Genomic DNA, 22,767 nt, shown 5'->3' with positions numbered 1-22,767 from the left:
CCGGTTGAACCGACAGCCCGCCGATTCCCCCGTCGGCGGGCTGTCGCCGTCTGTCGGTGTCCTGTCGGCGGATTGTCAGTGGCGACTGGTCCCATGTGGGCATGACGCGATTCGAAAAGAACCCCCGGCACGGCACCAACGCCGTCGAGGTACGGGGACTGGTCAAGCACTACGGCGCGACCAAAGCCCTCGACGGTGTCGACCTCGATGTCCGCGAGGGCACCGTCCTCGGCGTGCTGGGGCCGAACGGGGCCGGCAAGACCACCCTCGTGCGCTGCCTGTCCACACTGATCACCCCGGACGCCGGACACGCCACCGTGGCCGGGTACGACGTGGTGAAGCAGCCCCGCCAGCTGCGCCGGACCATCGGCCTCACCGGCCAGTACGCCTCGGTCGACGAGAAGCTCTCCGGCCGGGAGAACCTGTACATGATCGGACGGCTGCTCGATCTCTCCCGCAAGGAGGCCCGCAGGCGCGCCGACGAGATGCTGGAGCGCTTCTCGCTCACCGACGCCGCCAAGCGGCCCGCGATGCAGTACTCCGGTGGTATGCGGCGCCGCCTCGACCTGGCCGCGTCCATGATCGGGCAGCCCGCCGTGCTGTACCTGGACGAACCGACGACGGGACTCGACCCCCGCACTCGCAACGAGGTGTGGGACGAGGTGCAGCGGATGGTCGCCGAGGGCGCGACCGTACTGCTCACCACCCAGTACATGGAGGAGGCCGAGCAGCTCGCGAGCGAGCTCACCGTCATCGACCACGGCAAGGTCATCGCCCAGGGTGCGGTGAACGAACTGAAGGCGAAGGTCGGGGGCCGCACGCTGCAGATCCGGCCGGTGGACAGGGACCAGCTGCCGGCCATGACACGCGCCCTGACCGACGCGGGGCTCGACGCCCTCTCCCCTCATCTGCCGGGTACCGGTGCGACGGCCGTGCCCGACGAGGGCATGCTCTACGTTCCGATCCTCAGCGACGAGCAGCTGACCGCCGTGGTCGGACTGCTGGCCGCGCGCGGCTTCGGCATCGCCGACATCGGCACCCATCTGCCCAGCCTGGACGAGGTGTTCCTGGCCATCACGGGCCAGAAGACCGACGCGGCACCGACGCAGTACGAGACCACCGTCAACGACAACGCCCAGGAGGTCGCGGTATGAGCGCGGCAACGATCAACCCGCCCGCGCCGCCCGCGCCCTCGAAGGCAGTCCCCGGCGAGGGCCGGATCGGTCTGCGGGCCAATGCCCGGCACGTCGGAGCCCTGGCGCGGCGCAACATGCTGCAGATCAAGCAGGACCCGGAGTCGATGTTCGACGCCGTGCTGATGCCGATCATCTTCACGCTGCTGTTCGTGTTCGTGTTCGGCGGCGCGATCTCCGGCAAGGGGAACCAGCAGGAGTACGTCAACTACGTCATCCCCGGCCTTATGGCCATGATGGGCATGAACATCGCCATGGCGGTCGGCACCGGAGTCAACGACGACTTCAAGAAGGGGGTGATGGACCGGTTCCGCAGTATGCCGATCGCCCGGTCCTCCGTACTCATCGCGAAGATCGTCGTCGAGGTGGGCCGGATGCTCATCGCCACCGCCATCCTGCTCGGGATGGGCTTTCTCCTGGGCCTCGAGATCGGCACGTCGGTCCCCGAACTGCTGGCAGCCATCGCCTTGTCGATGGTGTTCGGCGCCTCACTGATGTGGATCTTCATCCTGCTCGGACTGACCATGAAGACGGCTCAGGCCGTTCAGGGGGTCGCCATGCTCGTCCTGATGCCGCTCCAGTTCGGTTCGTCGATCTTCGCCCCGCCGGCGACGATGCCGGGCTGGCTGCAGTCCTTCACCGATTACAACCCGCTGTCGAACCTCGCGGACGCCGCCCGCGCTCTGATGATCGGCGGGCCCGTCGCCCACTCCGTGTGGATGACTCTCGCCTGGTCGTTCGGCATCACCGTGGTCACCGCCCCGCTGGCGGTGGCGAAGTTCCGCCGGAAGACCTGAGCCCACCGGGACCTGATCCGGCGACGGGTCGCGTCTGCGCCGGCATCAGACGAGGGCGGTGGCCTCTTCCATGGAGAGGCCGCCGCCCTCCGCGTGCGCCGCCTCGAACACGGCGTCGCCCAGCGCGGCACGCGCCGCGTCCTCCGCCCATGCCCTGTTCTCCCGCTCCAGCGAGGTCTCGAAGTGGCCGGCGGGCAGATGGGTCCGTTGCGCGCCGAGCAGCCGCGCCGCGTCGCGGACCCGCCGCTCTCCGCCGAGCGCGGCGAGCGAACCGGCGGCGCTCATCAGATACATCGCGGCCATGTGCGGGGCGACCATCCGGGCGAGCGGGTCCTTCGACCGCTCCAGCGCCTCACGCGCCTTTTCCAGCGCTTCTCCGTAGCGGCCGTCACGGTTGTCCAGCCAGGCGAGGAGGCCCAGCACGATGCCGTCGAAGACGGCGAACGCGCCGTATGCGAACTCGTCGCGGAGCAACTGGAGCTGCCGGCGGGCCTCCTCCGTTCGCGAGGTACGTCCGAGCCACATCGCGAGGTAGATCCGGGCGGCGGGCACGGCCTCATGCCCGCTGCGGGCACCCTCGGCCAGGGTCTTGCGGAGGATCACCTCGCCCTCGTCGCCCTCTCCCGACTCGGCGAGTACGCCGGCCAGCCGCACCCGCAGCAGCGACACCTGGGCCTGGGCGCCGAGCCGCTGGGCGCATTCGACCGAGGCCCGGAAGTCGGCGGCGGCACGGGCGAACTCGCCCCGCCGCTCGCGCGCCTCGCCCCGGGCTGACAGCGCCTCCGCCTCGCCCCAGTCGTCCCCGAGCCTTCTGTAGAGCGCCAGGCTCTCCTCGGCGTCGCGCTCCGCGTCACCGGCCCATTCGGTGCGGTTGGCCAGCACGTTGGCACGCAGCTGCAGCGCTGCGGCCAGCTCCCAGGTGTAGCCCAACTCGCGGCAGGCGCCGACGGTCTCGTCGATGGCCCGCCGCAGTCGGTCGGTGTCTCCGGACAGCATGACCGCGTAGATCCACAGCGATCCCGGGTTGCGGCACGTCTGCGGCAGCCCTGGGCGATAGGCGGTCAGGACTCCCTCGATCAGCGCGGCCGTCGCAGGTGCGTGCCAGTGCTCGTACGCCTGGTCCCGGGACGCCATCTGGATCAGCCGGGCCGAACGCCGGGCCTCCTGCAGCAACTCCGGCGACATGGGCGGCGGGGCGTCCGTGCAGCGCTCGAGCAGCGGCGGCGCCGGAGTGACGGGCGGCGCGAAGGGGTCGGGGCCGAGGGTGACAGCCGCCTCGGACCAGTGCCGCGCCTCGGTCCGCAGATCGCGCATGTGCCAGTACCAGGAGAGGGAGAGGAGGAGGCACATCGTCTCCTGCTCGTCCCGGGCGGCCACGGCCCTGCGCAGCGCGGAGCGCAGGTTCTCGTACTCGACCTCGAGGCGGGCGGCCGCGGCGCGCTGCTCCCGGCCGCGCAGCAGCGGGTCCGTGGTGCGGGCCAGTTCGCGGTAGTGCACGAGGTGCCGCCGCTCGGCCGCACGCCGGTCACCGGCCTCGTCGAGCCGCTCGGCGGCGTATTCGGCGACCGTCTCCAGCAGCCGGTAGCGCATCTCGCCTCCCCCCGAAGGGGTCGCGACGACAAGGGACTTGTCGACAAGGGACCCCAGCAGCGAGGCGACGTCGAGCGGATCCACCACGGGCTGCGCTGGGTCGCCTGGACCGCTGCTAGGGCTGTTGCCGGGACCGCTGCCGGTGCCGGTGCCCGCGCCACCACCGACGCGAGGGCCGGCACCCGCACGGCCGGGGCCGGCACCCGCGCCGTCGCCCGGGGCCGGTCCACCCGTCATCAGCGGGGCGAGGGCGCAGACCTCCTCGGCCGCGGACAGGTCGCAGCCGCCCGCGAAGACCGACAACCGGCGCAGTACGGCCCGTTCGGACGCGTCCAGCAAGTCCCACGACCAGTCGACGACCGCCCGCAGCGTCTGCTGACGCGGCAGTACCGTCCGGCTGCCGCTGCTCAGCAGCCGGAACCGATCGTCCAGCCGGTCGGCGATCTGTCGGGGTGTGAGCATCCGCAGCCGTGCGGCGGCGAGTTCGATGGCGAGCGGCAGTCCGTCCAGACGACGGCAGATCTCGGCGGCCGCGGCGGCCGTCACGGCATCGTCGTCGATCCGGAAGCCGGGCCGCGCGGACGCGCCGCGGTCGGCGAAAAGCCGCAGGGCCATGGGGTCCGGCAGCGGCTCCACCGGGCGTACCGCCTCGCCGGGCACCCCCAGCGGCTCCCGGCTCGTCGCGAGGATCTGCAGCCCTGGGCAGTGGGCCAGCAGTTCGTCGGCCAGCCGGGCCGCCGCGTCGACCACGTGCTCGCAGTTGTCGAGCAGAAGCAGCATCTGTCGCCGTGCGCAGTGCTCGGTCAGCCGGACGACAGCTTCGTCGCCGTGGCGGTCCGCCACCGCCCGCAGTTCCTCCGCACCCGCCCCGCGGAGCACCGTCTCTCGCGCCCCGAGCGCGGACAGCACGGCTTCCGGCACGTTCTCCGGATCGTCCACCGGCGCGAGCTCGGCCAGCCACACCCCGTCGGGCCAGCGGTCGGCGACGGCCTCGGCGGCCTCCTGCGACAGCCGGGTCTTCCCGGCCCCGCCGGGGCCGAGCAGCGTGACGAGCCGGGCCCCGCCGAGGTCGGCCGCGATGGCCTCGATGTCGGCCTCGCGCCCGACGAAGGTGGTGAGCCGGGCACGCAGATTGCCGCTCGGCGCCGCGCCGGACGCCCGGCCGGGGGAGGCCGAAGCCGCCTCGGGAGACCCGGCCGGTGCGGCGGCCGCGCCCCCCTCCGCCCGGCCGCTGCCGGCCGCCTGTCCGGCCGGGGCGAGCCCCGCGCGGCGAACAGCGCCGCCACCCCGGCCCCGCGCGGGCCCGTTTCCCCCTCCCGGCAGGGGCAGCGGCATCGGAGCCAGCAACTCCGCGTGCAGTGCCCGCAGCTCCGGGCTCGGGTCGGCCCCGAGCCGGCCCGCGACGGCGGCACGTACCTCCTCGTACGCCTCCAGCGCCTCCGCCGTGCGCCCCGCCTCGCGAAGGGCGCGGATGCGCAGAGCGTGCAGCGGCTCATCGAGCGGGCGGTCGGCGCAGAGCGCGGTCAGCTCGGGGAGTACCTGTTCCGCACCGCCCAGCGCGAGCACCGCCGAGAAGCGGCAGCGACGGGCATCCAGCCGTCGGGCCTCCCAGCGCGCGGCGTCGGTCGTACGGTCGGGCAGGTCCGCCAGGGCGGGGCCCCGCCACAGGGCGAGCGCGTCGTCCAGGAGAGCCACGGCCTTGCCCGGTTCACCGCCGTCCAGGGCCTGCGCGGCCTCCCCCGCCAACCGCTCGAAGCGGTGCAGGTCCACGTCGTCGGGGCCGGCGGCCAGCCGGTAGCCGCCCTCGGCCGAGGTGACGGCCTCGTGTCCCAACGCCCGTCGCAGCCGCCCGATGAGAGCCTGCAGTGCACCTGCCGCGTCGGCGGGCGGGTCACCGGTCCACACGTCGTCGACGAGCAGCCCGGCAGGGACGGTCCGCCCGGGGCGCAGAGCGAGCGCGGTGAGAAGCGCGCGCAGCCGCGCCCCGCCGAGGGGGGCGGCCGTGCCGTCGTCGCGGAGGGCCTGGGTGGTGCCGAGGATGCCGTAGCGCACGGGCCCCATTGTCCCCGGTCCCGGGCGCGGCCTCGGAAGGGCGTGAATCGGGGCCGGTCGGGGTCGGGCGTCCGGTCCGGCGGCCGGGGTCCCCGTCTCCTCGCCGGTCACCGCGTCGGTTCCTCGCCGGTCAACTCACCAGCCACCTCAGCGGTCACCTCAGATCTCACCTCGCCGCTCGGGCCCGCCTGGCAAACTGTCGGGAACCCCGGAGGATCCGCAGGACGTTTCCGTCACGTCGCCGGTACGGTCGACGCGCGCACCCGCCCGCCACGATCCTGGGAGCCCCGCCCATGACCACCGCAGCAACCCGCGGCGACCGGCGGGTCAGTCCCGTCTTCCTCGGAATCGTTGCCGTCATGGCGGTCACGAGCTGGGCCGTGTGGACGGACTTCTCCGCGAGCGCCGGTCTGGCCGTCTTCCTCTTCGTGACGGCCGCGTGGATCGTGTCGCTCTGCCTTCACGAGTACGCACACGCCCGCACCGCGCTGCACAGCGGTGACATCTCGGTCGGTGCGAAGGGCTATCTGACTCTCAACCCGCTCAAGTACACGCACGCCCTGCTGAGCATCGTGCTGCCGGTGCTCTTCGTGATCATGGGCGGCATCGGCCTTCCCGGCGGCGCCGTCTTCATCGAGCGGGGCCGGATCAGGGGCCGCTGGAAGCACAGTCTGATCTCGGCGGCCGGACCCCTGACGAACGTCGCGTTCGCGATCGTCTGCACGGCGCCGTTCTGGCTGGACGCCCTGGACGGGGTGCCGCTGCTGTTCCGATACGCGCTGGGCTTCCTCGCCCTCCTCCAGGTCACCGCCGCCCTGCTCAACTTCCTGCCGATCCCGGGCCTCGACGGCTACGGGGTGATCGAGCCCTGGCTGTCGTACGGGATCCGCCGCCAAATCGAGCCGTTCGCGCCCTTCGGCCTGCTCGCGGTCTTCGGCGTCCTCTTCATCCCCGCGGTCAACCACGCGTTCTTCGACGGGATCCACGCGCTGATGCAGACGCTCGGAGTGAGCGAGGTGGACACGTACTGCGGGCAGCAGGCCTACCGCTTCTGGACCGACCAGGACCCGCGCTGCCTCATGCGGTAGGCGTGGGCGCGGTCCGCTCGGCCTTCGCCCTGCGCAGGTAGTACCAGGCCATGTTCGACGACAGACCGGCAAGCAGTACCCACACGATCCCGAGGAAGCTGCCCTTGGCGAAGGCCAGCACGGCCGCGGCCACGGCCAGGGCGCAGACGACGAGGGCGTACAGAGCAAGGCGGGGCATGGGGTCGGCTCCTGTCCGGGGGCTTTCAGTGCAGCCCCTCCAGTGTCCCCCATGCCCCGGTGCTCCCGGCACGGGCTCGGTACGGCTCAGACGTCGGTGACGCGCAGGCCCGCGTGCGCCTTGTAGCGCCGGTTCACCGAGATCAGGTTCGCGACGAGCGACTCGACCTGGTGGGCGTTGCGCAGCCGCCCCGCGAAGACGCCCCGCATCCCGGGGATCCGGCCGGCCAGGGCCTGGACGAGGTCGGTGTCGGCGCGCGCCTCGCCCAGCACCATCACGTCCGTGTCGATCTCGTCGATCGACTCGTCCTGGAGCAGGACGGCGGACAGGTGGTGGAAGGCGGCGGTGACCCGGGAGTCCGGCAGCAGGGCGGCGGCCTGCTCGGCAGCGCTGCCCTCCGCCGGCTTCAGGGCGTACGCGCCCTTCTTGTCGAAGCCGAGCGGGTTGACGCAGTCGACGACGAGCTTCCCCGCCAGCTCCTCGCGAAGCGACTCCAGCGTCTTGGCGTGCCCGTCCCAGGGAACGGCGACGATCACGATGTCACTGCGCCGCGAGCACTCGGCGTTGTCCGCGCCCTCGATGCCGAGGCCCAGCTCGGCGGCGGCGGTCCGCGCCCGCTCGGCCGCCCGCGAGCCGATGATCACCCTCTGGCCGGCCTTGGCCAGCCGGTAGGCCAGCCCGCGCCCCTGGTCGCCCGTGCCGCCGAGCACGCCGACCACCAGGCCGGAGACGTCGGGCAGGTCCCAGGGGTCCTTCGCGGGCGCCTTCTGCGCACTCGGGGTGGACGCGGTGTCAGCACTGTCGGAAGAAGTCATGCTGCGACCTTACTTGCTGGTAGAAGCGCGGACTTCAGGACTGGGGACAGGCCGGTACGGCAGGATGCGGAGCCATGGATGCCGTACGCGTCGCCCTGCTGCGTGAGGTCCTCGCCGGGACCGAGTGGCTCGGTGCCACCCGGCGGTTCGCAGGCGCGCTCCGGTCGTCCGTCGTCGCGTGCGGCGGCGGGCTGCTGCTGGTGGGCACCGAGCGGTACGAGCCGTGGCATCTCGCTGCCCATCTGGTCGACGAGTCGGCCTGGTCGGGGCTGCCCCAGTTGGCACCGACGCTGGTACGCCACCGGGTGCTGCCCGGTGAGCCGCCGCACCTGTCCGTCGGGCTTGGCAGGATCGAGGCTGCCCGGCGCGGGGAGACGCTGCTGGTCGTGGCTCCCGAGCGGCCGGACGGCGGGCTGCTGGAGCGGGTCCACGATGCACGCCGGGCCGGGGCGACCGTACTGTCCCTGGACGGCGGAGACCGGGAGCTGCACACGATCGCGCACGACGCCCTGTCCGTGCCGGGCAGCGCCGACCTGGACCTGGACACCGTTCAGCACCTGGTCAGCGCGGCCGCCGGGGAGAACAGCATGCCCGACCAGCGCACCCCCCGCCGTCTGCGGGACCGGCTCTCGCGGCTGGCCGACCAGCTGACCGCGCCTCCGCCGGCCCGCTGGTAGCGAGGGGGCCGGCGCGTATCCGCCGGCCGGCTCCCGCGCTCGTCAGGGCGGCTTGCCCTCGTCCGTCAGGCCGGCTTGCCCTCGCCCCCGCCCTCACCCTCGCCCGCGGCGTCGTGCCACCTGGGATCGTTCTCCCACTGGAGGTTCCGCTCCCGCGCGATCTCCATCGCGTGGTTGGCCTCCTCGCGGCTGGCGTAGGGACCGAAGCGGTCCTTCGCCGGGCACTCCGGGCCCTCCTCCACCTTCTTGTGGGTGAGGCAGTAGTACCACTCGCCCGGTTTGCCCACCGTGCGCTTCTTGAACAGGGCCATCGTCGGCTCCTCTCTCTGCGGCCAGCCTGCCCGATCCGCGCTGGATACACTCGCTCTCATGTCTGGCCAGTCGCTGCTCGTACCAGGGGAGCTCTCTCCCACCCGTTCCGTTCCCGGAAACATCCGGCGTCCCGAGTACGTGGGCAAGCCCGCGCCGACGCCGTACTCCGGGCCCGAGGTGCAGAACGCCGAAACGATTGAGCGCATGCGCATCGCGGGGCGGATCGCCGCCCGGGCGATGGAGGAGGCCGCGAAGCTCATCGCGCCCGGCGTCACGACGGACGAGCTGGACCGGGTCGCACACGAGTTCATGTGCGACCACGGGGCCTACCCGTCCACCCTGGGCTACCGCGGATTCCCCAAGTCCCTGTGTTCCTCCGTCAACGAGGTCATCTGCCACGGCATCCCGGATTCCACGGTGCTCCAGGACGGCGACATCGTGAACCTGGACGTCACGGCGTACATCAACGGGGTGCACGGCGACAACAACGCCACATACCTCTGCGGGAACGTCGACGAGGAGTCCAAACTGCTCGTCGAGCGGACCCGCGAGTCGCTGAACCGGGCCATCAAGTCGGTCAGGCCGGGCCGCCAGATCAACATCATCGGCCGGGTAATCGAGTCGTACGCGAAGCGTTTCGGCTACGGCGTCGTGCGCGACTTCACCGGGCACGGCATCAACTCGTCCTTCCACTCCGGCCTGATCGTCCCGCACTACGACAGCCCGCACCACACCACCCTCATCCAGCCGGGCATGACGTTCACCATCGAGCCGATGCTCACACTCGGCACCCATGAGTACGACATGTGGGACGACGGCTGGACCGTGGTGACGAAGGACCGCAAGCGCACCGCACAGTTCGAGCACACGCTCGTGGTGACGGCGAACGGGGCGGAGATTCTCACGCTGCCGTGATCCCGTCCGGGGCGTAGGGTTTTACCGACAGGACGTCGGGAACACATTGGGCTCAGGTACTCCGAAGCAGGAGGACCGGTGGTGGCGGCAGCTTCCGCGGCTCTCCTTTCCTTGTCCCTCGGCCCCGGAAAGGTCCGTCATGGACGCCTTCTCCACGCTCATCCGTACCGCCTCTCACACGCAGCACACGGATGCCCAGAGTTCGTCCTTCATGAGCGACCTGCTGGGCGGGCGGCTCGGCGTCGACGCGTACACGCGCTACACCGAGCAGCTGTGGTTCGTCTACAGCGCCCTGGAGGGTGCGGCCGAGCCGCTCGCGGCCGACCCGGTCGCGGGCCCGTTCATCCGGCCCGAGCTGATGCGCGTGGCCGAGCTGGAACGGGACCTCGCGTATCTGCGCGGTCCGGACTGGCGTTCGGGCGTGACTCCGCTGCCGGCCACGGCGGCGTACGCGGCGCGGGTGGCGGAGTGCGCGCGGAGCTGGCCCGCCGGTTACGTCGCGCACCACTACACGCGCTACCTCGGCGACCTCTCCGGCGGCCAGGTGGTCCGCGACAGGGCGGAGAAGACCTGGGGCTTCGCGCGCAAGGGCGACGGCGTGCGGTTCTACGTCTTCGAGCGGATCGCCAACCCGGCCGCATTCAAGCGGACCTACCGGGAGCTGCTGGACGCGGTGAACGCGGACGACCTGGAGAAGCAGCGCATCATCGACGAGTGCAAGCGCGCCTACGGGCTCAACGACGCGGTGTTCCGCGAACTGGGCCGGGAGTTCCGCCTCAGCGCCTGATTCTCAGCGCCCGAACGTCAGCGCTGTGCGTCGGCTACTGACCGTCAGCGCTGTGCTTCAAGGCCTGGTCCTCTGCCCTGCGCCGCCCATCGGACCCGGCCGCCGATCTCGATCGTGCCGCCGGGTCCTGGTGCGGTCAGGATCTGCGACCCCTGCCCCTGTGTGATGTTGAGGGCGCGGTTCAGTTCGGCGGTGAGCACCAGGGCCGCGGCGCCGGTCGCCTCGTCCTCCGCGATACCGTCGCCGCGCCGGGGGAATGCCCGGGCCCGGACCCGGCCTGCGGCTTCGTCCTGCCAGGCCCAGGCGTACAGCCAGCCCTCACCGGGCGGAGGACTCGGCAGTGCGTCCACATCGGCGACGGTCGCGTACTGCTCGGTGCGGCGGCCCCCGGCCCACTCCGGCCGCGCGGTGATCCAGGTGAACTCGCCGTCACTGCGCGCCCAGACCTCGCCGGCGGGCGGCAGCAGTTCCTCGACATCCAGCAGCCAGGCGGCACCGACGAGCGGATGCCCGGCGAAGGGCAGACGGAAGCCGGGGGTGTAGATGTCGACGATTCCGCGCTCCGGGTCGTCGACGAACACGGTCTCGCTGTATCCGAGTTCGGCGGCGAGAGCCTGCCGGGACGCCTCGTCGGGATACGCGCGGCCGTCGCGCACCACACCCAGAGCGTTGCCGTGCCGGCCGTCCGGCCCGCAGAACACCCTGAGCACGTCCAGTACATGCGGTGCGTCGAGTACGTCGAGTTCGCTCACTCCGGCATTCAAGCACTACGCACCCCCGGCTCGACGCGCGTGTGAGAGCTGAATCACTGAACGAGTGGATGCCGGTGAGGTAAGGCTCCGTTAAGTTAGGTTCGCCTCTCCACCGAGGCAGGCCCCGTCCCCGTCCAGCCGCGCTGCCCACCCGCCTTGGAGTCCGAATGCGACCCGCCCGCTTCTCCGTCGTCACCGCTGCCATCACTGTGGCCGCTCTGACCGCCGCCACGGGCTGCGCCGAGAAGAGCGACGCCAAGGGCGACGGCGTCATCGAGGTGACCGCGACCGACACGTCCTGCGAGGTCTCCAACAAGGAGTTCCCGGCGGGCAAGGTCCAGCTCGCGGTCGAGAACAAGGGCTCCAAGGTCACCGAGGTCTACATCCTCTTCCCCGACGACCGGATCGTCACCGAGCGCGAGAACATCGGCTCCGGCACGAAGGCGGACATCACCGCCGAGGTCAAGGCCGGTGACTACGAGATCGCCTGCAAGCCCGGCATGAAGGGCGACGGCATACGCCAGAAGGTCACGGCCACCGGTGGCGGAAAGGCCGTCAGGCGCGACCCCCAGCTGGACCTGGCGGTCGCCGCGTACCGCAAGTACGTGATGCGGCAGGCCGAAGAGACGCTGCCGAAGGTCAAGGTGTTCACGGACGCCGTCAAGGCGGGCGACATCGAGGGCGCCAAGAAGGCGTACGCCGACTCCCGTATCGGCTGGGAGCGCACCGAGCCGGTCGCCGAGTCCTTCGGCGACATCGACCCCAAGGTCGACCTGCGCGAGGACGGCCTGGAGAAGGGCCAGGAGTGGACCGGCTGGCACCGCCTGGAGAAGGCGCTGTGGCTGGACAGGAAGCTCGGGCCCGCCGAGAGCAAGCTCGCCGACACCCTGGTGGCGGATCTGACCGTCTGGCAGAAGAAGGTCGGCACGGCGGAGATCACCCCCTCCTCCATGGCGAACGGCGCCAAGGAGCTCCTCGACGAGGTCGCCACCGGCAAGGTCACCGGTGAGGAGGAGCGCTACAGCCACACCGACCTGGTCGACTTCAAGGCGAACGTCGAGGGTGCGGAGATCGCGTACCAGCTGCTCAAGCCGACCGCGGAGAGGAACGACCCCGCCCTCACCGCCGAACTGGCCAAGCAGTTCGCGGCCCTGAACAACCTGCTGGACAAGTACCGCGCCGACAAGAACTCCTACGAGTTCACCTCCTACGACAAGGTCGGCAAGGTGGAGCGCAAGGAGCTCTCGGACGGTGTCAACGCGCTCGCGGAGCCGCTGTCCAAGCTCGCCGCGGCCGTGGTGAAGTAAGGGATACGTCCGCGATGAGCTACACAGTCGACGAGACCACCGCCGCGTCGAACGACCCGGCGCCGTCCCGCCGTTCTCTTCTGGGCTGGGGCGGTGCCGGGCTGGCCCTGGGTGCCGCCGCGGCAGCCGGCACCGCCGTGGCGCTGCGCCCCGGGGAGGAGACGGCGCCCGCTGCGGCGGCCGGTGGGGCCGTGCCCTTCCACGGCGTCCACCAGGCCGGCATCGCCACGGCCGTACAGGACCGGCTGCACTTCGCCGCCTTCGACGTGACCACCGAGGACCGGGCGGCACTCGTTCAGCTGCTCAAGGACTGGACGGCCGCCGCGGACCTGATGAGCCGCGGACATCCGGTCGGCGAGGGTGCCTTCGGCGGTCTGCCGGAGGCCCCGCCGGACGACACCGGGGAAGCGGTCGGACTCAAGCCGTCGCGGCTGACACTGACCATCGGATTCGGTCCGTCGCTGTTCGCCAAGGGCCGCTTCGGCCTGGAGGACCGCAGGCCCGAGGCGCTGGTCGACCTGCCGCTGTTCCCCGGCGACAATCTGGACGCGGCGCGCAGCGGCGGCGATCTCTGTGTGCAAGCCTGCGCGGACGATCCGCAGGTCGCGGTGCACGCGATCCGCAATCTGGCCCGGATCGGCTTCGGCAAGATCGCGATCCGTTGGTCGCAGCTCGGCTTCGGCAAGACGTCGTCGACCACGCCCGAGGCGCAGACCCCGCGCAACATGATGGGCTTCAAGGACGGCACCCGGAACATCTCCGGCACCGACCCCGATGCCCTGGACAAGCATGTGTGGGTCGCGGAGAAGGACGGCCCCGCGTGGCTGGCCGGCGGCTCGTACCTGGTGGCGCGCCGCATCCGGATGCACATCGAGACCTGGGACCGCACCTCGCTGCAGGAGCAGGAGGACATCATCGGCCGGGACAAGGCCGAGGGCGCCCCGGTCGGGAGGTCGAAGGAGCGCGACGAGCCGTTCCTGAAGGCGATGCTGCCGACGGCGCACGTTCGCCTCGCCCACCCGGACACCAACAACGGCGCCCAGATGCTCCGCCGCGGCTACTCCTTCACCGACGGCACGGACGGCCTCGGCCGACTCGACGCCGGGCTGTTCTTCCTGGCGTACCAGCGGGACATGCGCACCGGGTTCATCCCGGTACAGCGCAGCCTGGCGCGCGCCGACGTTCTCAACGAGTACATCCAGCACGTGGGTTCGGCCGTCTTCGCCGTCCCGCCGGGCGTCCGCGACAAGGACGACTGGTGGGGGCGGGCGCTGTTCTCGTAAGCGAGAGGAATCGGAGTGCTCAGCAACTTCCTGATCGGCCTGCGCGAGGGCCTGGAGGCCGGCCTGGTCGTCTGCATCCTCGTCGCCTATCTGGTCAAGACAGGCAACAAGCAGAAGCTGCCGCCCATCTGGGCCGGTGTCGGCGCCGCGGTCACGGTGAGTCTCGCGTTCGGCGCCGGTCTCGAATTCGGTACGCAGGAGCTGACGTTCAAGGCGCAGGAGGCCATCGGCGGGACCCTGTCGATCGTCGCCGTGGGGCTGGTGACGTGGATGGTCTTCTGGATGCGGCGGACTGCCCGGCATCTGAGGGCCGAGTTGCACGGCAGGCTCGACGCCGCGCTCGCCATGGGCACCGGCGCACTGGTGGCGACGGCCTTCCTCGCGGTGGGCCGGGAAGGCATCGAGACCTCCCTGTTCGTCTGGCGCTCGGTGCACGCGGCCGACGACGGGTGGCGCCCGCTGGCCGGCGCCCTGCTCGGCATCGCGACGGCGGTGCTGCTGGGCCGGCTGTTCTACCGGGGCGCGCTGCGGATCAATCTGGCCCACTTCTTCACGTGGACCGGCGGAATGCTGGTCGTCGTGGCGGCGGGCGTCCTCGCGTACGGCGTACACGACCTGCAGGAGGCCGAGTTCGTCGGCGGCCTGCGGAACAAGGCCTTCGACATCAGCTCGACCGTCCCTCCCGACAGCTGGTACGGGACACTGCTCAAGGGCACGTTCAACTTCCAGCCCGACCCGACGGTTCTTCAGGTCACGGTGTGGCTGCTGTACCTGATCCCGACGCTCGCGCTCTTCCTCGCCCCGGTAGGGTTCGGACGGTCGGTGGGGGCGAAGGAGCAGAAGAGTACGCATGAGCAGGCTGAGGCGGCTGGCCGGACTGACGGCCGCGGTGACGGTGCTGACGGTGACAGCGAGCGGGTGCGTGACGGTGCACGGCGAGCTGGAGGTCGTACCGTCGGCGACGAAGGCTGAGGCCACGCAGGCCCTGAAGGACTTCACCGACGCGTACAACAAGGCCGACCGGGCTTTCGATCCGGCCCTCGACGCGGGCCGGGTCACGGGCGCGCTCGGCGCCATCAACCAGGCGGGCCTTAAGGCCAAGGGCATCAACAATCCGAACGGCAATCCGCAGCACGTGCCCCTGGAGCTGGCGGACGCCTCGTTCACGATTCCCCGTAAGGCGGGCTGGCCGCGCTGGTTCGTCGCGGACACCGACAGCAACCGCGACACCGACCAGGGCCCGCAGGACAACCGCTGGATGCTCGTCTTCGTCCGCGGAGGCGCCGACCAGCTGTGGGAGGTCGCCTATCTGTCGATCCTCACGCCGGACGAGATCCCCGCGTTCAGGACGGACAAGGACGGATTCGCGGAGCCGGTGGCGCCGGCCGACGCAAGCCTGGCGATGACGCCGCAGGAGCTGAGCAAGCAGTACGCCGCCTATCTGCAGAGCGGCAAGCCCGCGGACTTCGTGGCGGGGCAGCACACCACCCAGTGGCGCGACGAGCGCAGCGAGAACGCGCGCCGGCCGGGCGTTTCCACCCAGTACGTCGACCAGGCGCTGGACACCGGGACGTTCGCGCCCCTCGGGCTGCGGACGAAGGACGGCGGGGCGCTGGTGTTCTTCGCCACCCGCCACTACGAACAGCAGACGGCGGCCAGGGGTGTGCGTCTGCAGATCAGCCCCGATGTGAAGGCACTGATGAGCGGCACGATCACCGACACGGTCATCAAGGAGCGGGTCTCCAGCCAGGCGGTGTCCGTACCGGCGATCGGCTCCGCCGCCCCCCGGGTGGCCTTCCTCAACCGTATCCAGGGCCTGGTCGGCGCGAAGGGCTCCTGAGCGGCCCCGGGAACCCGTGCGACTGCGCTCCGTGGGCCCGGGCGCTTCTCGGGCCCGGGGCCGAGCCTCGCCGGGCGGGTCCGCCGCTGCTGAGGCCCGTCAGCGGCCCAGCGGCCAGGCGACCGGGTGGTGCTCGTGGCCCTCGCCCGCGTACTGCGCGCAGGCGTCGGTCAGGGTCTCCAGCAGCGTCAGCGGATCGGGCAGCGGATGCTCGGGGCCGCGGATCCAGTCCACGCTCCGGTCCTCGGGCAATCGCGCCGGCGGTACGAGGACGTAGCTGCCGCGGCAGTGCCAGCGCAGCCCGGGGTGTTCGTCCATGGTCTCGGGGTGGCAGTCCAGCTCACACGGCCACCACTCGTCCTCGTCCTCGGGCGTGCCGCGCGTGGCGGTGAAGAACAGCATGCGGCTCTGGCCGTTGGCGGCACCCGATTCGGCGACCGGGCCCACGTCGATACCGGCCTCGAGGAGGCGCCTCAAGGCGTTCCTCCCGGCGTCCAGCGGAACGTCGAGGACGTCGTGGACCATGCCGGTCGCGGTGATGAAGTTGGCTTGGGGCTGACCGCTTGCCCAGCGCTCGATCTGGGCACGATCGGTGGTGGACTGGGTCTGCCAGGCGAAGGAGACGGGATGCCGGGCGGGAGTGGGACAGCCGACACGGTCGCAGGAACACCGGTAGCCCGCGGGATGGGCGGCGGGGGCGAGCGGGAGGCCGGCGGCAGCGGCGGCCAGGAGCAGACTCTCCCGTTCCGCGCCGGGATCGGCGGAGGGCTTCTGCCTGCGGCGCAGCCACTGGGAAATCCTGCTCTCTTCGCCGCGGTAGTTGCGGCCCGACTCAGCGCCCATCTATCCCCTCACCTCACCGTTGCCCCGGCGGACCTTCACATGCTCCCACCATCCTGCGCCCCGGGTGACCGCACTGCCCAACCGGGGTGCGCGCGGTGAAGCCGCGATCCGCACGCCATTGCTGTCCATATGCGGATATTCCAGCCTATTGAGATGCCCATGGTCATGAGGACTCCCTGGCCGTACTCATCGCCCTGCCCCTTGCCGCACAGGCCAACAGCCTTGAGCCGCCTGGTCGGAGCAGCCGCCGGGTGACATGGGACACGCTTCCCCACCCTGTGTACAGTGCCCACCGCTGTGGAGCGCTGGAGGGGCCGGAGAACAGCGTGACCGCGCGGTCGACGGCGTACGAGCGGGGGGACTGGCCGCCCGGTCGCGGCAGGCTTCAGCGGGGGCGGATACCACGCAGCACCTGGTCCACGAGCGCGTCCGCGTAGGCGTGGGTGAGTGGCGCGGTGCGCAGCAGCCAGCGGTGCATGAGCGGGCCGAGCAGCGTTTCGAGCGCGATCCGCAGGTCGGTGTCCTCGGCGACCTGGCCGGCCTGCTGCGCGGAGCGCAGCCGCTGCTCGTACAGGGCGAGCTGCGGCTCGAGGAGCTGCTCGGTGAACTTCCGGCCGAGCTCGGGGTCGGTGGCACCGGCGGCGGTGAGGGCGCGGGCCGGGGCGTCGTACTTGTCGTCGTTGAACTCGTCGACGGTGGCGCGGAGCACGTACTTAAGGTCGGCGGCGAGATCCCCGGTGTCGGGAAATCCGGTCCACTCGGCCTCGGTCCCGGCATCCCCGGCGAGGGCGAGGGACGCATCGAGCAGTACGGCCGCCTTGGACGGCCACCAGCGGTAGATCGTCTGCTTGCCGACGCCCGCGCGGGCCGCGATGGCCTCGATGGTCAGCTTGTTGTAGCCGACCTCACCGACCAGGGCGAGCGCGGCGTCGAGAATCGCGCGGCGGGAGCGCTCGCTGCGGCGCGTGGAGTCGGGAACCTTCGCCTCTGCGGACCGGGCGGTCCGCGCGGTTTCTGTCATGGTTTCAATCTAGCAGGTCGGCGAGACGGATCGTCTCGCCTCATGCGACGCATCCTTCCCGTCGACGCGGCCGAGTTCCACCGGACCTCACTTAAACCACCCGAATAGTTCAGTGCGCGGTGGCACCTGAGGAGAGACGATTCTGTGGCGCTCGACAACCACTCGGCGCGCCCGTCGTCCCGTGAGGAGCCCTCTTTGCGCAGAGACGCCACACCCCGCCGCTACCTGATGTGCCCACCCACGCACTTCAAGGTCACGTACTCCATCAACCCATGGATGGACCCCGCGAAGCCGGTGGACCTGCCGCTCGCCCTGACCCAGTGGGAGGACCTGCGCGACCGCTACCGCGCGCTCGGCCACACCGTCGAACTCCTCGACTCCCGCCCCGGCCTCCCCGACATGGTCTTCGCCGCGAACGGCGCGACCGTGGTGGACGGCCGCGTCCTCGGGGCGCGCTTCGCCTACCCCGAGCGGGCGGCGGAAGCCGAGGCCCATCTCGACTGGTTCCGGACGCACGGCTTCGCCGAGGTCCACGAGCCCTCCCACATCAACGAGGGCGAGGGCGATTTCGCGGTCACCGCGTCATGGATCCTCGCCGGGCGCGGCTTCCGTTCCAGCCCGCTGTCGCACGACGAGGCCCAGGAGTTCTTCGGCCGACCGGTCATCGGCCTCGACCTCGTCGATCCGCGCTATTACCACCTGGACACGGCGCTGGCGGTGCTCGACGACACCGTCGACGGGGAGGTCATGTACTACCCGGGCGCCTTCTCCCCCGGCAGCCGGGCCGTACTCGCCCGGCTGTTCCCCGACGCGATCATCGCGGAGGAGGCGGATGCCGCGGCACTCGGCCTCAACGCGGTGAGCGACGGCCGCCACGTGCTGCTGCCGCAGGCGGCTGTCGGCCTCTTCGAGCCGCTGCGGGCCCGCGGCTACGAGCCGATCGGCATGGACCTGGGCGAACTGCTGAAGGGCGGCGGCAGCGTGAAGTGCTGCACACAGGAGCTGCGCACCTGACCCGGCGTGCGGGGCCCGGGGAGCTTCGGCACCCCGGGCCGTCCCCTCCCCCGGAGGGGCGGGGCGCGCGCCGCGCGGCGAGGTCGGTCAGGAGTCCGGCTCCGCCGGCCATGCGTCGCCCCAGTCCGCGTCCCGGGCCTCGCGGTAGAGCGGGCCGTGGCGCTTGGTCACCGTGTCGCGGCGCAGGCCGTCCTCGGCCGTGCACAGGTCCAGCAGGACCATGCCCTTGCGGATCTGCGGTTTGCGCGTTATGCGGGCACGCGCCGGGTCCGCGGGGAATCGGACGGCCGCGACATAGCTGAACTTCTCGTCCTCGTACGCCAGTGAACCGCCCTTCACCTGCCGGTGCAGCGAGGACCGGCTGACCCGGGCAGAGAAGTGGCACCAGTCCTCGCCCGGCACGATCGGGCACGTGCCGCTGTGCGGGCACGGCGCGGCGACGCGCATCCCGGCGTCCGTCAGCTGTTCCCGTGCCTCGCGGATGCGGAGGTAACCGTCGGGGGTTCCGGGCTCGATCAGTACGACCGCCTGCGCGGCCCGCGCCGCCTCGGCGACGACCGCGCGCCGCGCGCCGGGCGTCAGCTCGCCGAGGACGTAGGAGACGGTGACCAGGTCGGTGGCGGGCAGCTGAAGGCCCGGCCCGATGATGCGGCGCTGCCAGTCGGCCGCGCGCAGGGCGGCCGAAGGCGCGTCGGACGCCAGTTCGCGCCCCAGCGCGAGAGCCGGTTCGGCCCAGTCCAGGACGGTCGTGGTCCGGGGCTCCGCCCAGGTCGCGTCCACCGCCCAGGTCGCCGCGCCGGTGCCGCCGCCGACATCCACATGGCTGCCGGGAGCCCAGGCGGGGGCGGCGGCCGCGAGGCCGGCCAGCGCGGACCGTACCGCTTCGAAGGTGGCCGGCATCCGGTAGGCGGCGTACGCGACGACGTCGGAGCGGTCCCGCAGCACCGGGGCGTCGGTCGGGGTGCGGCCGCGGTAGTTGGCGATCAGCCGCTCGACGGCCTGGGCGGCCTGCTTCGGCGGCAGCCCGTCGAGAAGTCCGGCGAGGGCGCTGCGCAGGGCTTCTGCGGTGGGGACGGTGCTGGTCACCAGCGAAGTTTACGTTCCGGGCGGGGAGCTCTGAGCCCGCGCGGCCTGCTGCCAGGGACGGCACAGGCCCAGGAAGCAGGCGACGGACCCGAGAGCGCAGACGAGCTGCACCACGGCCATGGGAACGGCGGTGTCCTCACCCGCGATGCCGACCAGCGGGGATGCGATGGCACCGATGAGGAAGGATGTGGTGCCGATGAGCGCGGAGGCGGAGCCGGCGGCGTGCGGGGTGCGCATCAGCGCCTGCGCGTTGGTGTTGGGCATCGCCACGCCCATCGCGGACATCAGCACGAAGAGGCCGGCCGCGATCGGCACCAGGCCGACCTCGCCGAAGACGCCGGAGGCCATCAGCAGCAGGGCTGCCGAGGCCAGGGTGATCACCGCAAGGCCCACGGCGAGCACCTTGTCGAGGCTGACCCGGCCGACGAACAGTTTGCCGTTGAGCTGCCCGACGGCGATCAGGCCGATCGAATTGACGCCGAAGAGCAGGCTGAAGGTCTGCGGGGACGCGCCGTAGATGGCCTGGACCACGAAGGGCGAGGCGGAGATGTACGCGAAGAGCGCGGCGAAGGCGAGACCGCCGGTCAGCACGTATCCGGTGAAGACGCGGTCGGCGAGCAGCGAGCGCATGGTGCGCAGGGCCTGCCCGACGCCGCCGCTGTGCCGCCTGTCCCGCGGCAGGGTCTCGTGCAGCCACTTGGCCACCACGAGGGTGAGGACCACACCGATGGCGGTCAGGACGTAGAAGACGCCCCGCCAGTCGGTGAGGCGCAGGACCTGGCCGCCGATGAGCGGGGCGATGATCGGGGCGACTCCGGAGATGAGCATCAGGGTGGAGAAGAACCGGGCCATCTCGACGCCGTCGTAGAGGTCGCGGACCACCGCGCGGGCGATCACGATGCCGGCCGAGCCGGCCAGGCCCTGGAGCAGCCGGAAGCCGATGAGCAGCTCGGCGGTGGGCGCGAACGCGCAGATGGCGGTGGCGACGACGTACACGACCATGCCGATGAGCAGCGGGCGACGGCGGCCCCACCGGTCGCTCATCGGCCCGACCACGAGCTGGCCCAGCGCCATGCCGGCGAGGCAGGCGGTCAGGGTGAGCTGGACGGTCGCGGCGGGGCTGTTCAGCGAGCGCGTGACCTCCGGCAGCGCCGGGAGGTACATGTCCATGGAGAGGGGCGGCAGTGCGGTGAGCCCGCCGAGCACCATCGTGACGAGGAAGCCGGTGCGGCGCGTGGCGGCGACCGCGGGCGCCGAGGACCGCTGTGCCGATATGTGGTCGGGCTTGTTCGTGGTCCGGCCGCTCTCCGGCATTGAGCTCTCCATGTCCTTTTCCGCGCACTCCGGGGGACGCCCCCCGGACATCCCCCGCGGCGGATCCATGCTCTCAGCAAATCCGGGTGGCCGAGACCGACGGGGGATGAAACCGGGTCGGTCCCCGCCGCCCCCGCGGGGAAGCCTCCCCGGTCGTACGGGTGTGAGCCCCGGTCATACGGGTGTGAGGCCGGGATCACCCGCCTCCGTCACGAAGGACGCCGCCGTGACGACGGGCGCGCCGGGCGTGGTGACTGCGGACACCGTACGGAAGTCCGCCCTCGCCCGTTCGGTGCCGAGGGTGACGACGGCGTACCCACGCCGGCCGTTGTAGAACTTCATGTGCGGGTTGGCGCCGGTGAGGTCGTTCCAGTTGGCCGGCTTGTCCGCGCCGTTCTTGCCGCTGGAGACCGAGGTCGCGACGATCTCGGTGCCGACGGTCGGCGAAGCCGGGTCGTCGAAGTCCTTCTTCAGGTCGAAGCCGTAGCCGACGTGCACATCGCCGGTGAGCACCATGAGGTTCTCGACGCCGGCCGCTGCCGCCCCGTCGAGGATGCGTTCGCGCGAGGCCGGGTAGCCGTCCCACGCGTCCATCGAGAGCTTGAAGTCGGACGTCGGCACGTTGCGGCGCTGCGCGAAGGTCACCTGCTGCGGGACGAGGTTCCACTGCGCGCCCGACTGCCGCCAGCCGTCGAGCAGCCATCGCTCCTGGCTCTCGCCGGTCATCGTGCGCGAGGGGTCCTCGGATTCGGGGCCCGGCGTCTGCCAGCCGTCGCCGTACGCCTGGTTGGAGCGGTACTGGCGGGTGTCGAGGATGTCGAACTGGGCGAGCCGGCCGAAGTGCAGCCGGCGGTAGAGCCGCATGTCCGGGCCCGTCGGTTGCTGGGGCAGGCGCAGCGGCTGGTTCTCCCAGTACGCGCGGTAGGCGGCGGCTCGCCGGATCAGGAACTCTTCCGGGGGGACGTCGTTCTCGGGGATCTCGCCCGCGTAGTTGTTCTCGGTCTCGTGGTCGTCCCAGGTGACGACGAAGGGGTGCGCGGCGTGCGCGGCCCTGAGGTCCGGGTCCGACTTGTACAGGGCGTAACGCAGCCGGTAGTCCTCGAGGCTGACCGTCTCGCGGTTGAAGTGCGCGGGGAGGCGGCGGTCGGTGTAGGCGCGCGCGCCGCCGGTGGCGTTCACGGCGTACTCGTAGAGGTAGTCGCCCAGATGGACGACCACGTCGAGGTCTTCCGCCGCGAGGTGCTGGTACGCGGTGAAGTAGCCGTCGTGGTACGCCTGGCAGGAGACGGCGGCCAGCCTCAGTTCCGCGATCTGGGCGTCGGCTTCGGGGGCCGTTCGGGTGCGCCCGGTCGGGCTGATCCAGGTGCCCGCGCGGAAGCGGTAGTAGTAGACGCGGTCCGGGATGAGCCCGTCGGCCTCGACATGGACGCAGTGGTCGAACTCGGGGTGCGCGGTGACGGTTCCGTTCGTGACGCGCCGGCGGAACTGGTCGTCGTGGGCGATCTCCCAGTCCAGCCGGACTCGGGACGGCGGGAGGCCGCCGCCCGGTTCGTAGGGACTGGGCGCGAGCCGGGTCCACAGGAGTACGGATCCGGGCATCGGGTCGCCCGAAGCGACACCGAGGGTGAACGGGTCCTCGGTGATCCTCCTTGCGTTCAGCTCGGCGGCCCGGGCGCTGCCCGGCAGGTCGGTCGCGAACGCGAGGGCGGCCGCGGCTCCGGTGGTGGTGAGGAACCGGCGGCGGCCGATGTGCCGGGCCGCTGCGCGGAGCTCCGGTGAGATTTTGTCCTGATATGACGTCATTTGCCCCTCCCCTGCCGGATGTTGCCAGAAGCATTGGAGGGGATGGGGGAGGCGCGCGGTTGTCACGTACACAACAGCAAAATGACGAGGGTGTGTCACG

The 22,767-nt window shown here is 71.3% G+C and carries 21 protein-coding genes; 11 read left to right on the top strand and 10 right to left on the bottom strand.

Annotated features, from left to right (window positions below):
* Positions 1–101 precede the first annotated feature (101 nt).
* A complete protein-coding gene (locus AB0M62_RS11530) occupies positions 102–1,154 on the top strand; it encodes an ATP-binding cassette domain-containing protein (RefSeq protein ID WP_366073932.1) in 1,053 nt (350 codons plus the stop codon).
* On the top strand, positions 1,151–1,990 hold the full coding sequence (locus AB0M62_RS11525) for an ABC transporter permease (protein ID WP_366073931.1): 840 nt from the start codon (positions 1,151–1,153) through the stop codon (positions 1,988–1,990). Before AB0M62_RS11530 ends, AB0M62_RS11525 begins: the two co-directional genes overlap by 4 nt.
* A gap of 45 nt (positions 1,991–2,035) precedes the next feature.
* On the opposite strand, the gene AB0M62_RS11520 is transcribed toward AB0M62_RS11525, so the two are convergent.
* The gene (locus AB0M62_RS11520; RefSeq protein ID WP_366073930.1) at positions 2,036–5,641 is read right to left on the bottom strand and encodes a BTAD domain-containing putative transcriptional regulator; all 3,606 of its coding nucleotides are present in this window, start codon (positions 5,639–5,641) and stop codon (positions 2,036–2,038) included.
* A gap of 284 nt (positions 5,642–5,925) precedes the next feature.
* Between AB0M62_RS11520 and AB0M62_RS11515 the strand changes: the two genes are divergently transcribed.
* Positions 5,926–6,720, top strand: coding sequence for a site-2 protease family protein (locus AB0M62_RS11515; RefSeq protein WP_366073929.1), 795 nt, complete (start codon positions 5,926–5,928; stop codon positions 6,718–6,720).
* Here AB0M62_RS11515 and AB0M62_RS11510 read toward each other — a convergent pair.
* Together AB0M62_RS11510 and npdG are read right to left on the bottom strand one after the other, a co-directional pair.
* On the bottom strand, positions 6,710–6,898 hold the full coding sequence (locus tag AB0M62_RS11510; RefSeq protein ID WP_366073928.1) for a hypothetical protein: 189 nt from the start codon (positions 6,896–6,898) through the stop codon (positions 6,710–6,712). The genes AB0M62_RS11515 and AB0M62_RS11510 overlap by 11 nt on opposite strands.
* 86 nt (positions 6,899–6,984) lie before the next feature.
* Positions 6,985–7,713: an NADPH-dependent F420 reductase gene (gene npdG / locus AB0M62_RS11505; RefSeq protein WP_366073927.1), complete on the bottom strand. Its 729-nt coding sequence runs from the start codon at positions 7,711–7,713 to the stop codon at positions 6,985–6,987.
* Between the two features lie 74 nt (positions 7,714–7,787).
* Between npdG and AB0M62_RS11500 the strand changes: the two genes are divergently transcribed.
* Positions 7,788–8,390, top strand: coding sequence for a hypothetical protein (locus AB0M62_RS11500; RefSeq protein WP_366073926.1), 603 nt, complete (start codon positions 7,788–7,790; stop codon positions 8,388–8,390).
* A gap of 65 nt (positions 8,391–8,455) precedes the next feature.
* On the opposite strand, the gene AB0M62_RS11495 is transcribed toward AB0M62_RS11500, so the two are convergent.
* A complete protein-coding gene (locus AB0M62_RS11495; protein WP_366073925.1) occupies positions 8,456–8,701 on the bottom strand; it encodes a hypothetical protein in 246 nt (81 codons plus the stop codon).
* Between the two features lie 58 nt (positions 8,702–8,759).
* On the opposite strand from AB0M62_RS11495, the gene map reads away from it, so the two are divergent.
* Entirely contained in the window at positions 8,760–9,617 is an 858-nt protein-coding gene (map, locus tag AB0M62_RS11490; protein ID WP_366073924.1) for a type I methionyl aminopeptidase, read from the top strand.
* 139 nt (positions 9,618–9,756) lie between these two features.
* Positions 9,757–10,404 carry a biliverdin-producing heme oxygenase gene (locus AB0M62_RS11485; RefSeq protein WP_366073923.1) on the top strand — a complete coding sequence of 216 codons (648 nt, stop codon included), beginning with the start codon at positions 9,757–9,759 and terminating at the stop codon, positions 10,402–10,404.
* 44 nt (positions 10,405–10,448) lie between these two features.
* On the opposite strand, the gene AB0M62_RS11480 is transcribed toward AB0M62_RS11485, so the two are convergent.
* Complete coding sequence (locus AB0M62_RS11480) at positions 10,449–11,156, bottom strand: PhzF family phenazine biosynthesis protein (protein WP_366073922.1); 708 nt, start codon at positions 11,154–11,156, stop codon at positions 10,449–10,451.
* Between the two features lie 167 nt (positions 11,157–11,323).
* Here AB0M62_RS11480 and efeO point away from each other — a divergent pair, with 167 nt between their 5' ends.
* The 4 genes from efeO to AB0M62_RS11460 are packed head-to-tail and all read left to right on the top strand — an operon-like array spanning position 11,324 to position 15,586.
* Positions 11,324–12,463 (top strand): iron uptake system protein EfeO, encoded by a 1,140-nt coding sequence (gene efeO, locus AB0M62_RS11475; protein ID WP_366073921.1) that lies wholly within the window; start codon positions 11,324–11,326, stop codon positions 12,461–12,463.
* A 14-nt stretch (positions 12,464–12,477) separates the two neighbouring features.
* Positions 12,478–13,746: an iron uptake transporter deferrochelatase/peroxidase subunit gene (efeB, locus tag AB0M62_RS11470; RefSeq protein WP_366073920.1), complete on the top strand. Its 1,269-nt coding sequence runs from the start codon at positions 12,478–12,480 to the stop codon at positions 13,744–13,746.
* Positions 13,747–13,761: 15 nt separating this feature from the next.
* Entirely contained in the window at positions 13,762–14,718 is a 957-nt protein-coding gene (efeU, locus tag AB0M62_RS11465; protein WP_366073919.1) for an iron uptake transporter permease EfeU, read from the top strand.
* A complete protein-coding gene (locus AB0M62_RS11460) occupies positions 14,606–15,586 on the top strand; it encodes a hypothetical protein (RefSeq protein WP_366074017.1) in 981 nt (326 codons plus the stop codon). Before efeU ends, AB0M62_RS11460 begins: the two co-directional genes overlap by 113 nt.
* A 99-nt stretch (positions 15,587–15,685) precedes the next feature.
* Here AB0M62_RS11460 and AB0M62_RS11455 read toward each other — a convergent pair whose 3' ends face one another.
* Positions 15,686–16,429 carry a bifunctional DNA primase/polymerase gene (locus tag AB0M62_RS11455; RefSeq protein WP_366073918.1) on the bottom strand — a complete coding sequence of 248 codons (744 nt, stop codon included), beginning with the start codon at positions 16,427–16,429 and terminating at the stop codon, positions 15,686–15,688.
* A gap of 385 nt (positions 16,430–16,814) precedes the next feature.
* Complete coding sequence (locus tag AB0M62_RS11450) at positions 16,815–17,450, bottom strand: TetR/AcrR family transcriptional regulator (RefSeq protein ID WP_366073917.1); 636 nt, start codon at positions 17,448–17,450, stop codon at positions 16,815–16,817.
* Between the two features lie 144 nt (positions 17,451–17,594).
* On the opposite strand from AB0M62_RS11450, the gene ddaH reads away from it, so the two are divergent.
* Positions 17,595–18,464: a dimethylargininase gene (gene ddaH, locus AB0M62_RS11445; RefSeq protein WP_366073916.1), complete on the top strand. Its 870-nt coding sequence runs from the start codon at positions 17,595–17,597 to the stop codon at positions 18,462–18,464.
* Between the two features lie 87 nt (positions 18,465–18,551).
* On the opposite strand, the gene AB0M62_RS11440 is transcribed toward ddaH, so the two are convergent.
* From AB0M62_RS11440 to AB0M62_RS11430, 3 genes are all read right to left on the bottom strand, one after another.
* Positions 18,552–19,550: a small ribosomal subunit Rsm22 family protein gene (locus AB0M62_RS11440; protein WP_366073915.1), complete on the bottom strand. Its 999-nt coding sequence runs from the start codon at positions 19,548–19,550 to the stop codon at positions 18,552–18,554.
* Between the two features lie 9 nt (positions 19,551–19,559).
* Positions 19,560–20,864 carry a Bcr/CflA family multidrug efflux MFS transporter gene (locus AB0M62_RS11435; protein WP_366074016.1) on the bottom strand — a complete coding sequence of 435 codons (1,305 nt, stop codon included), beginning with the start codon at positions 20,862–20,864 and terminating at the stop codon, positions 19,560–19,562.
* A gap of 174 nt (positions 20,865–21,038) precedes the next feature.
* The gene (locus AB0M62_RS11430) at positions 21,039–22,667 is read right to left on the bottom strand and encodes an alkaline phosphatase D family protein (RefSeq protein ID WP_366073914.1); all 1,629 of its coding nucleotides are present in this window, start codon (positions 22,665–22,667) and stop codon (positions 21,039–21,041) included.
* Positions 22,668–22,767 lie beyond the last annotated feature (100 nt).

This window comes from Streptomyces sp. NPDC051219, assembly GCF_040682335.1.
In the GTDB taxonomy this organism is placed as follows: Bacteria; Actinomycetota; Actinomycetes; order Streptomycetales; family Streptomycetaceae; genus Streptomyces.
Note: the sequence above shows the minus strand (reverse complement) of the source record. Positions and strands in the feature narration are given on the sequence as shown.

What these genes read in the sequence shown, in the direction of transcription:
- npdG (WP_366073927.1), bottom strand. Translation starts at nt 7,713, where the DNA reads ATGACTTCTTCCGACAGTGCTGACACCGCGTCCACCCCGAGTGCGCAG.
- AB0M62_RS11500 (WP_366073926.1), top strand. Translation starts at nt 7,788, where the DNA reads ATGGATGCCGTACGCGTCGCCCTGCTGCGTGAGGTCCTCGCCGGGACC.
- AB0M62_RS11515 (WP_366073929.1), top strand. Translation starts at nt 5,926, where the DNA reads ATGACCACCGCAGCAACCCGCGGCGACCGGCGGGTCAGTCCCGTCTTC.
- efeO (WP_366073921.1), top strand. Translation starts at nt 11,324, where the DNA reads ATGCGACCCGCCCGCTTCTCCGTCGTCACCGCTGCCATCACTGTGGCC.
- AB0M62_RS11510 (WP_366073928.1), bottom strand. Translation starts at nt 6,898, where the DNA reads ATGCCCCGCCTTGCTCTGTACGCCCTCGTCGTCTGCGCCCTGGCCGTG.
- AB0M62_RS11495 (WP_366073925.1), bottom strand. Translation starts at nt 8,701, where the DNA reads ATGGCCCTGTTCAAGAAGCGCACGGTGGGCAAACCGGGCGAGTGGTAC.
- AB0M62_RS11435 (WP_366074016.1), bottom strand. Translation starts at nt 20,864, where the DNA reads ATGCCGGAGAGCGGCCGGACCACGAACAAGCCCGACCACATATCGGCA.
- AB0M62_RS11525 (WP_366073931.1), top strand. Translation starts at nt 1,151, where the DNA reads ATGAGCGCGGCAACGATCAACCCGCCCGCGCCGCCCGCGCCCTCGAAG.
- AB0M62_RS11450 (WP_366073917.1), bottom strand. Translation starts at nt 17,450, where the DNA reads ATGACAGAAACCGCGCGGACCGCCCGGTCCGCAGAGGCGAAGGTTCCC.
- AB0M62_RS11455 (WP_366073918.1), bottom strand. Translation starts at nt 16,429, where the DNA reads ATGGGCGCTGAGTCGGGCCGCAACTACCGCGGCGAAGAGAGCAGGATT.
- AB0M62_RS11430 (WP_366073914.1), bottom strand. Translation starts at nt 22,667, where the DNA reads ATGACGTCATATCAGGACAAAATCTCACCGGAGCTCCGCGCAGCGGCC.
- AB0M62_RS11530 (WP_366073932.1), top strand. Translation starts at nt 102, where the DNA reads ATGACGCGATTCGAAAAGAACCCCCGGCACGGCACCAACGCCGTCGAG.
- AB0M62_RS11485 (WP_366073923.1), top strand. Translation starts at nt 9,757, where the DNA reads ATGGACGCCTTCTCCACGCTCATCCGTACCGCCTCTCACACGCAGCAC.
- map (WP_366073924.1), top strand. Translation starts at nt 8,760, where the DNA reads ATGTCTGGCCAGTCGCTGCTCGTACCAGGGGAGCTCTCTCCCACCCGT.
- efeB (WP_366073920.1), top strand. Translation starts at nt 12,478, where the DNA reads ATGAGCTACACAGTCGACGAGACCACCGCCGCGTCGAACGACCCGGCG.
- AB0M62_RS11520 (WP_366073930.1), bottom strand. Translation starts at nt 5,641, where the DNA reads ATGGGGCCCGTGCGCTACGGCATCCTCGGCACCACCCAGGCCCTCCGC.